Origin of the sequence: Photobacterium sp. GB-56, from assembly GCF_003026105.1 — a bacterium.
Classification (GTDB): domain Bacteria; phylum Pseudomonadota; class Gammaproteobacteria; order Enterobacterales; family Vibrionaceae; genus Photobacterium.
In genome coordinates this window covers 17332-31806 of sequence record NZ_PYNW01000008.1, presented here as the reverse complement: position 1 = coordinate 31806, position 14475 = coordinate 17332, and the positions used below count along the sequence as shown (strand labels likewise).

15 protein-coding genes are annotated in these 14475 nt (G+C 36.0%); 8 read left to right on the top strand and 7 right to left on the bottom strand.

Annotation, left to right across the window (positions count from 1 at the left end; translation table 11 throughout):
• Positions 1–837 precede the first annotated feature (837 nt).
• The 5 genes from C9J42_RS12400 to C9J42_RS12380 all read left to right on the top strand — a co-directional run bounded on the left by C9J42_RS12400 (position 838) and on the right by C9J42_RS12380 (position 4799).
• The gene (locus C9J42_RS12400; protein WP_107292739.1) at positions 838–1353 is read left to right on the top strand and encodes an SRPBCC family protein; all 516 of its coding nucleotides are present in this window, start codon (positions 838–840) and stop codon (positions 1351–1353) included.
• Positions 1354–1528: 175 nt separating this feature from the next.
• The gene (locus C9J42_RS12395) at positions 1529–2062 is read left to right on the top strand and encodes a GNAT family N-acetyltransferase (RefSeq protein ID WP_107207046.1); all 534 of its coding nucleotides are present in this window, start codon (positions 1529–1531) and stop codon (positions 2060–2062) included.
• 82 nt (positions 2063–2144) lie between these two features.
• On the top strand, positions 2145–3338 hold the full coding sequence (gene lhgO, locus C9J42_RS12390) for an L-2-hydroxyglutarate oxidase (RefSeq protein WP_107302044.1): 1194 nt from the start codon (positions 2145–2147) through the stop codon (positions 3336–3338).
• Between the two features lie 57 nt (positions 3339–3395).
• Positions 3396–3701, top strand: a complete 306-nt coding sequence (locus C9J42_RS12385) for a DUF1289 domain-containing protein (RefSeq protein WP_107207048.1) — start codon at positions 3396–3398, stop codon at positions 3699–3701.
• Between the two features lie 63 nt (positions 3702–3764).
• Positions 3765–4799, top strand: a complete 1035-nt coding sequence (locus C9J42_RS12380; RefSeq protein ID WP_107287355.1) for a DUF2157 domain-containing protein — start codon at positions 3765–3767, stop codon at positions 4797–4799.
• 82 nt (positions 4800–4881) lie between these two features.
• Here the strand turns inward: C9J42_RS12380 and C9J42_RS12375 are convergent, their stop codons facing one another.
• Entirely contained in the window at positions 4882–6642 is a 1761-nt protein-coding gene (locus C9J42_RS12375) for a lysophospholipid acyltransferase family protein (protein ID WP_107302043.1), read from the bottom strand.
• A 178-nt stretch (positions 6643–6820) separates the two neighbouring features.
• Entirely contained in the window at positions 6821–7156 is a 336-nt protein-coding gene (locus C9J42_RS12370; RefSeq protein ID WP_005364081.1) for a hypothetical protein, read from the bottom strand.
• A gap of 501 nt (positions 7157–7657) precedes the next feature.
• On the opposite strand from C9J42_RS12370, the gene C9J42_RS12365 reads away from it, so the two are divergent.
• On the top strand, positions 7658–8146 hold the full coding sequence (locus C9J42_RS12365) for a CreA family protein (protein ID WP_045152230.1): 489 nt from the start codon (positions 7658–7660) through the stop codon (positions 8144–8146).
• 71 nt (positions 8147–8217) lie between these two features.
• Here C9J42_RS12365 and C9J42_RS12360 read toward each other — a convergent pair whose 3' ends face one another.
• From C9J42_RS12360 to C9J42_RS12350, 3 genes are all read right to left on the bottom strand, one after another.
• Entirely contained in the window at positions 8218–8496 is a 279-nt protein-coding gene (locus tag C9J42_RS12360) for a molybdenum cofactor biosynthesis protein (protein ID WP_107207051.1), read from the bottom strand.
• Positions 8497–8959: 463 nt separating this feature from the next.
• On the bottom strand, positions 8960–9493 hold the full coding sequence (gene mog / locus C9J42_RS12355; protein WP_107259863.1) for a molybdopterin adenylyltransferase: 534 nt from the start codon (positions 9491–9493) through the stop codon (positions 8960–8962).
• Positions 9494–9640: 147 nt separating this feature from the next.
• A complete protein-coding gene (locus C9J42_RS12350; protein WP_107207052.1) occupies positions 9641–10093 on the bottom strand; it encodes an isoprenylcysteine carboxylmethyltransferase family protein in 453 nt (150 codons plus the stop codon).
• 130 nt (positions 10094–10223) lie between these two features.
• On the opposite strand from C9J42_RS12350, the gene C9J42_RS12345 reads away from it, so the two are divergent.
• On the top strand, positions 10224–10745 hold the full coding sequence (locus C9J42_RS12345; protein ID WP_107207053.1) for a M48 family metallopeptidase: 522 nt from the start codon (positions 10224–10226) through the stop codon (positions 10743–10745).
• An 86-nt stretch (positions 10746–10831) separates the two neighbouring features.
• Positions 10832–11182 (top strand): hypothetical protein, encoded by a 351-nt coding sequence (locus C9J42_RS12340; protein WP_005364069.1) that lies wholly within the window; start codon positions 10832–10834, stop codon positions 11180–11182.
• 58 nt (positions 11183–11240) lie between these two features.
• On the opposite strand, the gene C9J42_RS21630 is transcribed toward C9J42_RS12340, so the two are convergent.
• Both C9J42_RS21630 and C9J42_RS12335 read right to left on the bottom strand, forming a co-directional pair.
• Positions 11241–11378, bottom strand: coding sequence for a hypothetical protein (locus C9J42_RS21630; protein WP_181316924.1), 138 nt, complete (start codon positions 11376–11378; stop codon positions 11241–11243).
• Between the two features lie 203 nt (positions 11379–11581).
• On the bottom strand, positions 11582–14368 hold the full coding sequence (locus C9J42_RS12335) for a pitrilysin family protein (RefSeq protein WP_158259277.1): 2787 nt from the start codon (positions 14366–14368) through the stop codon (positions 11582–11584).
• Positions 14369–14475: the final 107 nt, after the last annotated feature.

Sequence of the window (14475 nt, the reverse complement as noted above, 5' to 3'; positions counted from 1 at the left end):
ATAAGTATTTAAATTTACATTACTAAGATTTTGAACATTTAACGGGGGATTTACTAAATGTATAAGACTTTCTGAATTACCTAAAAGAAAGCCTTTCTGTCAGCATTGATTATGCTTTTTCAACTTTAGTAGTTTGATTTTTATAGTAAAACCACTGTCTACGGTTACGTGTTTTCATTTAAAACCTCTCATTAATCTTATATGAGTAAGGTTGATATCACTAAAATTAATACCGTTCTTACTCTTTACTTATCTGTTCTACTTAAACAACTTGATGTGACATAAACATGACATCACAATAGTTTTTTTGTGAACATCTTTTTTATTAATATATCTTAGGCAGCAAACTATCAGAAAAGTTCACAGTAGATTATTAAAATGATTTTTATAGATATGGGTTCGATAGGAAGTATTGAAATGCAACCATAGCTAAATATTATCAGCTACGTTTTCTTACTTTAAAAAACCTCGAACAATTTATATCGACAATTTAATATATGTATCTTTTGCTCATTTGACAACCACTAAAATAGATTTTTTTTGTGATTCAACTCTTTATTTTATTATACAAGTGATCATACCCTATTAACGATAATCTTAACCTATTGCAAAATAAGTATATTTTTATAGCTATCGGCAATCTATACCAACGTCCTACCCTCTCAAAAATTTAATCAAAACAGCCAATTTTCACTTTTTATTATTAATATCACCACCAACTCATTCCTTTTAATACTATCAAAAAAAAGAAAAAATCCCTTTAAAGCTTGCGCTTTGGCTTCCAACAACCAATTGTAAATGGTATGTTAGATGTAATTAAGTGCTATGGAGACGATAATGACGATTCATACCGTTACTTTAGAGGTAACCGCTAATGTACCTAAAACCGTCCTCTTTGCATTACTTTCTGATCACGCTAAATTAGGGCGTTTTTTTAATGCTCAGTACTCGTTGATTCGCTCAGGAAAACCAGAGATTAATGGGATCGGTGCTATACGCGAAGTCATTCAAGGGCCATTCACATATCAAGAGCAAATCATTGATTTTAAAGAAAATGAACACATTCACTATCAAATAATTCAAGGCGCTCCAGTGAATGAACATGGCGGGTGGATAAAGTTTAAAAGTATCAATGCAACCCAAAGTAAAATTCATTATCGCATTACTTTTTCCCCTAAAATTAAAGGCACTGGCTGGTTAATTAAGTTTCAAATACAAAACTTCTTAAAACAAGCACTAGCAAACGTGATTAAACACAGTGAAGATATGTGGAAATCCACAACGACAGCGAAACCTTATTCATGTAATACCACTTCAATAAAAGACATTCCAACCAAAGCCCGCATTAAATAATGCGCAACAGCAAATCGCAATCAATTCTACATTTTTGATTTTCTCTTCCCATAAACATGCCTCTTGTTGCACGATCTTTGATTGAATCGAGGACGTACATATCAAAATACGTTTTAATAGCTCAACAATATGCCTTTAATTGCATTCATAACTACGTTGAGAGGTCGTTAAGACTATGTACCAATCACAACCACTACTAACAACTGACAGATTAATTCTTCGTCCACTACAATTATCAGATGCGACAAAAATTCAACATTTAGCAGGCAACATCGATATTGCAAATAGTACTATCAATGTTCCTCATCCTTACTCTGACGGTATGGCGGGTAAATGGATTGGTAAGCATTTAGGTGGTTGGCTCACCCAGAACTCAGCAATCTTTGCGATAACATTAAAAGCAAATCACCAACTGGTTGGCTGTGCTGGACTTGAAAATATACAAAACGGGAGTGGTCAATTGGGTTATTGGATTGGTGTACCTTACTGGGGCAATGGATATTGTACTGAAGCGGTTGAACGTCTTAAAGAGTTTGGTTTTAACCGATTACATCTCAAACATATTTATGGTCGCCACAGTAAAAGCATCACAGATCCTGCAAAGGTCATGCTAAAAGTGGGTATGTGCCCTGTTGATAAACTTTCTATTGCTTCTATAGACAATATAAATGATGACATTTCACTGTATGAGATCACAACCTCAGCATGATACCGACTGAATAACGACTCCGTATAGTAAATAGCCTTATGATAACTCTCATCACGCATCGCCATACCAATGGGAGGTTTTAGTGTTAGATTGTGACTTTCTAGTTATTGGGGCTGGAATAATTGGATTAAGTACAGCATGGGAGCTGCAACAACGTTTTCCCCAAAAAAAGATATGGGTTATCGAAAAAGAAGCTCATGAAGCTTTCCATCAAACAGGCCACAATAGTGGTGTCATACATGCTGGTATTTATTACCCTCCAGGCAGCTTAAAAAGTGATTTTTGTCTTCGTGGTAATCAAGCTATTAAAGCCTTTTGTAATGAATTTGATATTCCTTTCGAACAATGCGGAAAATTAGTCGTTGCCACAAACACTTCCGAGCAACAACGATTACAACAACTAGCAATACGAGCTGCTCATCTTGATATTGATATCACCCTTCTTGATCAGCATGGACTGAAACAACAAGAGCCTAACATTACAGGCATTAGTGCTATTTTTGTCCCAGATTCTGCCATCGTTAATTATCGATTGATTTGTCAAAAACTTGTTGAGTTGATCCGACATCACAACGGTCATGTTATTTTTAATCAAACCGTTGAAGCAATAGAAGAAAAGACTGATAACGTTGCTGTTAAATGTAAAACGAAAACATTTGTCGCGGGTAAATTAATTGCGTGTGCTGGACTACAATCCGATAGAATTGTTTCTATGCTCGGTACTCAACCCTCATTTTCTATTGTTCCTTTTAGAGGCGATTACTATCAACTCCCAAACAAGCACAACGATCAAATAAACCATTTAATCTATCCTGTCCCAGATCCTACCTTGCCTTTTCTAGGGATCCACTTAACTAAAATGATCGATGGCAGCATTACTGTTGGACCCAATGCCGTCCTCAATTTTGCGCGTGAAGCTTATGATTCACCAATGTTTAATCTTAAAGATAGTTTGGACTTACTTAGCTTTAAAGGCTTATATCCTCTGCTATACAAACACTTATCATCAGCATTGACAGAGTTTACTCAAGCAGTATGGAAACCTTCTTATTTAGCTAAAGTACAGAGCTATTACCCTCAATTAACAACCTCTGATTTACAACCGTATCCATGTGGGATACGAGCCCAAGCGGTGAATAAACAAGGCCAACTGATTGATGATTTTATGTTTCATCAAACAACATTAAGCCTTGTCGTATGTAACGCGCCTTCACCAGCGGCTACGTCATGCTTTCCTATCGCTCAGTATATTGTTGATAAGCTACGCTATGAGTGAGTGATGTTTTTGATATACTCGCCAACATCAAAAATTATCGTAAAAAGGGATCTTGTAGTGAAAAGCCCATGTGTTGCCAAGTGTAAAAATAGTGATGGTATCTGTAGTGGTTGCTTACGCACCATGAAAGAAGTTATCGAATGGCAAAACTTTGATGATGCCAAGCGAGAATCAGTTATGGCTGAAATAAAGGGGCAGCCTGATACTCATTTTTGCCCTGAATGCCATGAGCCCGCACATTGCGATATTAGTGCGGGAAAGACAACGTGTTGGTGTTTCGAATTAGATAAACGCGATACTGCAGATTGTCCTTCAGGACGCTGCTTATGTCGTCAGTGCTTATCAAAGCAACCTCTCGCTTAATAATAAATGGCGTTCTAACTTATATAGATCGCTTTGCACGCCTTTTGTTACTAGGACAGTGAAATGACACTTAAGCTTAATAAAAGAAAAGCACAAATCCTTGATGAAGCTATTGCGCACTGGGAACAAGAAAAACTTGTAACTATGGAACAAAGTGAGCAATTACGACAAAGTTATCAAGTCGCAAATTTTGACTGGAAACTGCTTGCTGTTTATTCATTCTGGATAGCTATTGCTTGTTTTATCCTCTCCGTCATTTTATTAGTTGCTGATAACTATTTAATGTCGTTATTGGCCAAATTGATTAATACTCCTGCCAGTGTTTTAACTATTTTTACCGCGTTTTTATCCGCCGCTTTATACTATCTAGGTGTTAGAAGACGTACTAAGTTCCCTGAAAAAAGCATTAGTAATGAAGCCATTTTCTTTTTTGGTGTTTTACTCACAGCTGTTTCTGTCGGTTTTTTAAGTAAAACAACACTCGCTGAACATTGGCGAGAAAGTCTATTTATTGCTATTCCTGCCAGCATCTATTGTGGGTTAGGTATCAAGTTAAGATCGGTTTTAATTTGGTTATTTTTCTTACTAAGCGCAGGGCTTTATTTACTCTCAGAAACGTCCTATTTAAGTGATAGCCATTACCTCTTTTTAGGAATGAATATTCCGCTACAATTTACTTGTTTTGGCGCTATCATTATCTTAATTAGTCTGTTTTTTCCAAAAATAAAAATAGTAAAACCACTAACGGAAGCAACACGTTTTGCTGGACTGTTCTATTTTTTCACTTTTTTATGGCTACTGACTATATTCGGTAACTATGACAGTTTTCATGAGTGGTCACAGATAAAACAAGTGGAATTATGGGCATGGAGCCTTTTAGCTTTGGTTTGTTGTACTATCGCAATTGTTATTGGCATAAAAACTAATGATGTTATGACGCGTGCATTTGGTATTACTTTTATGTTAGTTGTGCTGTATACCGAATATTTCACGTATTTTTGGGGCGAGATCCATAAAGCACTTTTCTTTGCGATACTTGCTCTTAGCTTTTGGTTTATCGGAACACGAGCTGAAAAGTTATGGCAACCTTATCAGTAAATAAAACACATTCTTCCATACCATGAAAATGGGATAGCTTAATAGTAAAGCTATCCCATTATGAAAGTCATCGATTCAATCTCTATCGATGATAGGCTATGTACTGTTTGGCCTTTTTAAGTCCCATATACTTAGCCAGCGTCTTTTCTGCTACCTGACGTAAATCAACCACAACTAAACCATCTAACGCATCATTAAAAACAGGATCAACATTAAAGCAAAGTAGCTTGCCATTTAAGCTTAGATATTGCCTTAATAAGACAGGAACACCTTTCTTATCGTTATCTAATCGACTCACAACTTTTGAGAGCAGTTGAATATCAGTAAGCGCGGCCAATATATCGGGATGATGATAACAACGATCCCCTTTCGGCAAAGGATAACTCGGCTTTACCAACGTTGCTACCTGCTGATCGTAATAGTGCACCTCTAGACTAGCCGCTAATAATTGGCGAGCCTCTAAACTATAGTCATTACTTATACTCACAGGACCAAATAAGTGCGTATATTGCGGATGACGATAGACAAATTCGCATATTCCCTTCCACAGTAACAATAGTGGGCTAAGGCTACGCTGATAAGGCTGAGCAACAAAAGAACGTCCTAATTCTAATGAATTACCTAACTGTTTCACTAACGCCTGATCATAATTAAACAAGGTTCTTGAGTATAACCCTTCAATCCCTTGCTGCTGTATGATTTGATCAGATGCTCCTAAACGATATGCACCAACCAACTGCTGCTGCTCTTTATCCCATACGAATAAATGATAATAAAAGTCATCAAACCGATCTAAGTCCAATGCTTTTCCAGTGCCTTCCCCGACAGCCCTAAAATTAACTTCTCGCACTCTACCAATTTCTTTTAATAAATGTGGCGCGTCTGCAGCTGTGGTGCAATAAACATCAAAGCGAGAATTTTCAATAAGCTTCTGATCATGTGGCAAATGTGCAATTTCTGCTGCTAGTAATTGAGCTGGGATAGGAGAATGGATCGTAGCCATTTCAGGGTTCGATACTGGTTCTTGCTTTGTTGACTGAGATAAATAGCTTGAACCTAAAAGATATGTATTGAGCCGTAAGTAATTAACTAATTGATAGTCATCATTAATATTTTTCACTTCCGAATAATGTATAGCTTCACCGATCGCTAGCCCTATACATTGTTGGCGTTTATTTAGCATCTCTCGCCCAAGCATTGCTGTACGTAATAAAGGATGAATTTTCCCTGCTAAATAAAACTTTTTACTGTTTTCACCACTAATAAAAATCGGCACTACAACTGCTTCATGACGGCGAATAAAGCGACTGACCGAGCGATTCCAACTTTTATCGACTAACCTTTTTTTTTGATCTTTAGTCGATACTTCTCCTGCTGGGAATACCAGCAATAAGCCCCCCGCAGCAAGGTGATGATGTGCTTCTCTTACTGCTTTTGCATTCGCTTTTACTGTGGATTGACTTTCAAAAACATCAACGCCAATGAACAGAGAATCTAATTCAGGCACTGTTTTTAAATATTGATTAGCCAAAATTTTTATATCTGCACGAACTGAGAGCAGAAGCTCAGCAAGAATAATGCCTTCCACACCGCCAAGAGGATGATTGGCAACAATCAAGGTTGAGCCTTGCTGTGGGATCGTTTGTACCGAGCCTTGTTGGAGTTGATAATCAATCCCTAACGATTCTAACGCATAGCGCACAAAAGTTGTTCTATCTGAATCAACGGGGCGTTTTAAATAATACTGATTAAGCTGCTTTAGTCCTGTCACCCATTCAGCCACGTTCTCAGCAATACCTAGTGGCGTTTTTCTTGGAAGTAAAAAAGGCGTGTCCGTTTCCATACTTTCACCGCAAATCACCGAATTTGGTGTCAGTATAAAAAGGATAAATGACGAAGGGGTTTCAATCTATTGCCGTTTTAATGACAAAAATAAAGCCACTGTTTAAAGTGGCTTTATATCGGTAAATTATTTATAAACGCTATCTGTAACAAAGTCGATACTCAAAAAAATAGATATATTATCTTACTGCTTGCATTTCAAGATTATAAAGACGGATCTCATGTAATACACGTTCTGTCAGAATTTCATTCATGTTGTCACGAACTGACGCTTGCATTTCCGATATAGCAGGAAATACGTTCTCATGCATTTCATCTAAACATTCCTTTGATACCTTCATTTTTAAATCAAACTCAAAAGATGCTAGAGCCAAAAACTTCTCCATTCGCTCTAAAACGACATCAATCATGTATTGATCAGCATTTAAATCAAGCAGTTCCTGCTCAACAATGGTTTCTAAAGGTGTCCGTTCTCTCGGTTGTTCTTTTACTGGAAAAGTAAGAATATTCGACATAATATCCTCCCATAGACAGTAACTGTGAAGTCCCTAACAAATTTCCCTGTAACAATACCGTTACATTTATCCTATGTGTATTTATTCATTCTGAAAAGCACAATTTTGAAAAAACGTTATAAGTATAACATTTTTTAAATCTAACATGCCCTATCCTAACTCTATAAAACCTTTAATAAACATACAGATAAACAAATAAAAATAAATTTAAACTTTTCTTATTTTTTTTTCGTACAACTATCAACGATGACCAATATTGTTCGATTTTCATGCATTTCCTCTAACAAAACATTTTTGATTTGGAGCCTTGTAGCGCCACTTATCCGAGTTACTCAAGCCGTATCTCGGTTTTTTTTGTCCTAAAAATAGCAAAACCTTAATATGTGGTTTAAATATCAAACGTTTAGTGAAAATAAGACATTTTTCACGTATAAAGCTATATATTCGATCTACCGTAAATAAAAACAAATCGATTACGGCGAATAGACTAAGGAGAGAGTAATGAAAAAAGCCATAATGGTGGCAGGATTGGTAGCATCAGCGCTATTAACAAGTGGTTGTTCAGATAATGAAGTTGGCGATGTATCACTAGGGGTATTTACCACCAAAGATATTAAATTAAATACTTTAGTTGACCCATTAGTGCCCGGTGTTACCTGTCATATAGCAAGTATTGAGGCAGATTTAAGCCTTGCAGATCCATCCGATTCATCGATTTCATGTCGTCAAACAGGTGAAATTACACCTGATATGATTGCAAAAATAGACAAATCGAAATCGGGTGAAGTGGTATTTAAAAAGTCGAAAAGTATTTTCTTTAAAACAATGAAAATTCGTCGTATTTATGATCCTGCTTCTGAAACATTGATGTATTTATCATACTCAACAAAAGAAACATCAGGCAGTTACAAGCATAGCTTATCAACTGTGCCTCTTTGGGGAACGAAAGCTTACGTACCCAAAGACGTAACACCACAATCTGCGCAGTAATATCGGTTTATACACCGCAACCATGTACTTTTAACATACATGGTTGCGGTATCCTGATAAGAAAAAGTAATTTAAAACTTGTTAAATCGACCTTTAACCATGATCGAGCCGATCAATGCCATTACAAGGCCCGTTAATAACACCACAAAGTTTTTATGACGCTCAGCGGCTAAAACTTTTTCTGCATAATTGGCATTAGGCAAATCAGTACTGCTCGCATGAATATATGCACCCATTTCCATTAGTACGTGCTCTTGTCCGACCATACCACTTAAAGAAATACTTGCCCATAATAGCGATACAACGCCAATTGAAATTGAAATAAAACCCCAGCTTTGTTTAACATCCATATTCTAGCCTGCTTTAAAAACCATAAAACATACTGTTTATTTATATAATGGATAAATACACAGTATGTGTAATAAATATCAGAGATGTTCCTCTTTGGTCGCATAGAATATTATAATAGCAATTGAAAAACAAATGATTAATATAAAGTCAAATACTGTTCAAAAAGGCACCAAATATAAGTTTAAGTATATATTTAAAAAACAAAAATAACTAACTATATGTTTTTAAATGATTTTATTTTTTACGTGTTTTTTTGAATTTCAGTTTTGAGAATATGAATAAATAATTTTGGAATTCATATTTATATTATGCTTAATTTCGTGAGCAAGTACTAATTTCATTTACAAAAAAATAACAAGAAAAGATATGGAACTCATAATACTGTATATATATACACTGCCTTTTTACTCTGGCTAAATAAAAAAGTAACCATAAGGTTACTTTTTTATTTATAGCGCTATATTACTTCTGTTTTGGTCTAAAAGGCTTTATCACCGCATCATCACATTCTAAGAATGGACCATCCATTAAATCAATACAGTATGGAATTGCAGGAAAAACAGCATCTAAGCATTCGCGAATCGATTTAGGCTTACCTGGTAAATTAACAATTAAGCTATCGCCACGTAAACCCGCAGTTTGGCGAGACAATATCGCAGTGGGTACAAACTTAAGTGATTCAGCACGCATCAATTCACCAAAACCTGGCATCATACGATCGCAAACCGCTTCAGTCGCTTCAGGTGTCACGTCACGCTTAGCAGGGCCAGTGCCGCCTGTCGTAACAATAAGGCTGCAATTTTCTTCGTCTGCCATTGTAATAAGTGTTGCTTCAATCACATCTTGCTCATCAGGGATCACCTTATAAACAGGCTCCCACTCTGAGGTTAAATAATCATTTAGCGTATCGATAATCGCTTGGCCTGAAATGTCTTCATAAATGCCAGCACTTGCGCGATCACTTACCGTAACAATACCAATTTTCGCTTTGCTCATTCGTTTTCCCTCAGTTTTCTTTTGTCTCTTTATTACTTAATCTTTTAAGTAATAAACTCACGTGCTCGCAAGTGTAAAGAAAATGACGTCGAGGTAAACCGTTATTTTCCTTACACTCTCTATTATCAATTAATATCGTCTGACGTATTAACACCAACGACGAACATTTCTGCAATATTGCAAATATTCTTCACCAAACATAGCGAGTAATACCTCTTCTTCTGGCTCTATTTGAAAATTGTTCATCACCCATATAAAAACAGGTACGATCACAAAGCAACTCAGCGCAGAAAAATAAAAAGCAACAGCTAATAGAAAAAAGACTAACCCTATATACATTGGGTTACGCGTAAAGCGATAAATACCGGTCGTCACCAACCGTGATGTTTTCTGTGGATGGCGGGGATCAATTGTTGTATTGGCCTTTGCAAACGCAATTATCGCTGTAAATCCTGGGATAGCGCCAATAAAACACAACACCGAAACCAGAAAACTCTTACCACTAAAGTCAATGGTTAGAATCGGATAAAAGCGAGAAAGTAAGTACATGGCTAACACGGATAATAACAATAATATTGGAGGAGGGACACGCAACGACATACAGAGAGCCTTCTAAAACAGATTAAGATATCACTTTGATATTATAGATATAATTACATCCAGTAGATATTTTATTTGCCTCAAATGCGATCAACTTATAGCATGACCGTTTTATCTATTTTGTCACGTTATGCAGCCACTAAAATATCTACAGGGTTACCCAACTCATCTTACTGAGCAAGTACAACAGCTTATCGATAATGATACGCTCAAGACACTGCTCTTAAAGCGCTACCCGACGCCACATAACATCAAAACAGAAAAAGCACTGTATGATTATGTCGTTGAACTTAAAAATGCCTATCTAAAAAAATCAGCACCGATCAGTAAAGTCGCTTATGATAATAAGATCAACGTTATTAATCATGCACTAGGCCTACATACCTTCATCTCGCGTGTTCATGGAAGTAAGCTAAAAGCCAAGCATGAAATCCGTATTGCTTCCGTATTTAAGTCTGCGCCACTTGAATTCCTGCGTATGATTGTGGTTCATGAATTGGCACACTTGCGAGAGAAAGAACACAATAAAGCGTTCTACGCATTATGTTGCCATATGGAACCTCGCTATCACCAATTGGAGTTCGATATGCGTATGTACCTGACCCAACTCGAACTATTAGGCCCAATTTATTCTCAACCGAAAAACGATTAAGGCCAGTACTCCTCTTTCTATGGAAAAATTAGGTCGTCGATTTAATTACGATTACAATAACGTAAAACGTCACAGAGATATTAAGCATGCAACAAGAAGAATTTGAGATTTTAGTAAAAGAATTGGCAGCACTCGATAGCGTTTCAGCGATCCTAAATGCCTTAAAAGACAACGATGAGCCTGAAATTGCAGAAACAGCAGCAGCAATGATTGGTCACTTTAGTCTTGCTGAAATCGACGGGCAACAGCGTATTTACCACGTTTTCACTCAAGAAAACGATCAAGGCGAAGAAGAAGAGTTTGCCGAGTGGGTAATGAATGCTAATGATGAGCTGATGCGCTTCATTGCATGGTTCTTCTACACGACCTTTGAAATTAACGATAAAGAAACGTATCAAGCTGCAGGTCGTTCGTACACACCTGCAAAACGTAGCTAATACGAAAGAATTTACACCGCCAATAACGTTCTTTTATTGGCGGTTTCTAGCTACACACTTATTCTTCTTCATCTTGAACACGAGGCACCCAGTTACATAACGTAAGCATTTTGATTATGGCATCATATTCTTCGTTATTTTCAGTATCATTAAGACGTTGAAGGTAAAATTGCGACATCACATTCGTTATAGTCATAACGGTTCTCCTCTCTAGAAACTGTACTCAGTTTGCTAAAAATAACCGTAACTAAAAACAGAACAAATGCGATTTTCCCCTTCCCTATTTCACCATTATCGATGCAATTACACTGACTAAAACGTCATGAATATAGAAATATGGAACAGTTTTCTAGTTTTATTATCCTTATTTAATTTAAAAAGCTTTATCACTGAAAAACGCTAAGGTAAAACAGTTAAAGTGACCTGCCCCGCATTTTTTAAATAGTGGTTAATCAATGAGTCAATATAAGCCTTATCAATTTCATCAACCACAGTTTGTGGCTCTAGAACTGCACCGATAGGAAAGCCATTGATAAAATCTCGATGAACAAACCAAGCCCGATCTTTCGGCAACTTATCATTATCAAGCATCGCTAAAACTAAAGCTTTTTTATGCTCATCCAACTCAAATTGCGGTACTCCTGTTTTATAAAGATCAGCTAATGCATACTCCACCGCCTCAATACCTTTTTTTGCATCTTTTTTATCAGTTACCACGTTTATCTGACATCGTGCATAATTACTTCCAGGTGTTGCAGAGCCACACCAAGCGTTAGGTGAATAGGTCAGCGAGAGTTCTTCTCTAACATAGGTAAGCATTTTTCTTTGTAAGATTCGAGAGATAAGATCTGACGCATAGATATCTTTAATATTCGGTTCTGTTGCCTCAAAAATAAAATTAAACACTAAATCTGCACGATCTAATTTATTAATACCTCTTTTTAAACGTACCTTCTTATTTAAAACGGGTTGTTTTTTCGTTGTATATTGGTGCTTTTTGCCTTCTGGTAAGCTACCTATATATTTTTCTATTAAGGCTTTCGCTTTTAACGGTTCAAAATCACCAATTACAGTGAGTTTATACCCATTCGCATGACCAAATAACCACTTATATACAGTTTTGACTTTGTCTTTATCAAGATCATATAACTGTTTAAGTGATAACTTACCTTCATAAGGATTATGTGAAAACAAGTCACCTTTCGTGACCGACTCAAAGTTAGGATCATTATTTCTGGTCCATTGAATCATAGATTGCTTAACATGATGAAACACAGTGTCATCAATTTCTCCGTTTAACATAGCAGCATAAATACTCGACATCGCAAAATCTAAATTGTCTGCCACCGTTTCTATCGTGAAGCCTTGTGTAGTATTGCTAATATAAGGAATTAGCTGAGTATTATTGAGTTGAAACAACTGTGTCGTTTGCTGATTCGTCATACCTGACAAACCACTGTTAAAATATATATCGGTTAACGCAACAGCAGCAGCTCTATATTTAGGATCAAGTATTGTAATACCACCTGGCGCTGAAAATTCTAAATACACTTTTCCATCAGCACTGGCATCAGGCTGTAATAAAACCGCGACGCCATTGTCTAAATGTAATTCTTGCATATTATATTTAGGATGATCACTACTTTTAACAATTTTACCTAAGGAAGGTAAATTGACGATTAATGCTTTACTCTCTGTGACCAAACTACCATTAGGTAGACTCTGCTTAGTCAAAAGAATCTGCTGAATATCAGCAATAATCTTATCTGTATCTGGAGCCCCTGCCCCTTTTGTATAAAACGCGCTAAATTGTGGGTTAACTAATACTTCATACGTAAAATTATTAATTTCATCTAAACGTATTTCAGCTAAAAATTTTTTCGCTAAAGTGTTATCTAACGATGGAGAAACATTCACTTTATTATGTATTAATGAATCTAACGCTCTGTTTATAATATCAACTGATTTCTGATTTTTATAATCAACATTTGATTTTATTATCTGTGCTGATAATAAATTTTTTTGTAGCTCAAACTCTTCATTGGTGAAACCATATTGATGTAATCTAGCCACTTCAGTTGCTAAAAATTTTATTGCTCCGCTTCTATTCTTATAAAAATTATCATGACCAACACCTAATGAGTAAACCCACTTATTACCGGCATCATTCGGTGTCCCAAGATAAGAATATGCATATTTATAAGGTGTTTTTAACAACTCATTACTTCGCGTTAAACGATGATTAATCAATTGATTCAAAAAGTTAACTAATCTATTATGATAATCATCTTGATACGTTTTATATTGATAATCTGACAAATTAAATACAAGCGATGACGTTTCTTCTTTTATCTGTGAGCTAAAAACGGTAAAAGGCGTTTGCTTAAAGGTTGGTAAATGCGGTGGTTGTTTCAACTCTAATTGACGATACCCTTTAAAATCAGAGAACTGTTCTTTTATAAATTTAACTGTGGTCTTCTCTTTTACATTTCCTACAATTAAAAGCTCCATATTAGTAGGGTGATACCAACTATCATAGTAAGCCTTAAGACCTTTATGTGTAGCTTTCTTTATACTATTAACTGTACCTGTTATTTTCTGATATTGATATTTAGTTCCCTCACCAAAATTCTCCATATAAGCAATATAAGGATTATCAATTAAATTAGCACGAGAATAAATTTCACCTTGGACAACACCAATCTCTTTCGCTATTTCATCTTGTTCCAAATTTATTTGATAACTAATATCAGCTAAATATTGTAAAACTTTTTTTAATAATTGCTCATTACCCTCAGGAATGCTTAGTTGATAGACGGTATTTTCAAAACTTGTAAAAGCATTTAGATCACGGCCAAACTCTAATCCAGCTTGCTCAAAAAGCCTGATAATTTCGTTTTTAGGAAAATGTTTTGTGCCATTAAATGCCATATGCTCAAGCAAATGAGCATAACCTTTTTGCTGATCCGTTTCTTGTACAGAGCCCGCTTTAACGCGAAGATATAACTGTATTCGATCGCTTTGCTCATCAACTGGCAATATGTGATATGTAAAACCTGTAACAAGCTTTCCAGTGATCCAAGCCGGATCTTGAGGTAATAATAAATGATCACTATCAGCTCTTGCGTTAACCGAAACAACCATGGTTAACAATAATAGCCCTAAATACATGATTGGTTGTTTCATACAACGCACTAAAACATTGATAGCTAAATCTAACTTTGCTGTATCAGAGCCATTCTTTCTACAAAAAAAAACCGATATTACCCTTAAAAAATTAAGAAACATTGTCA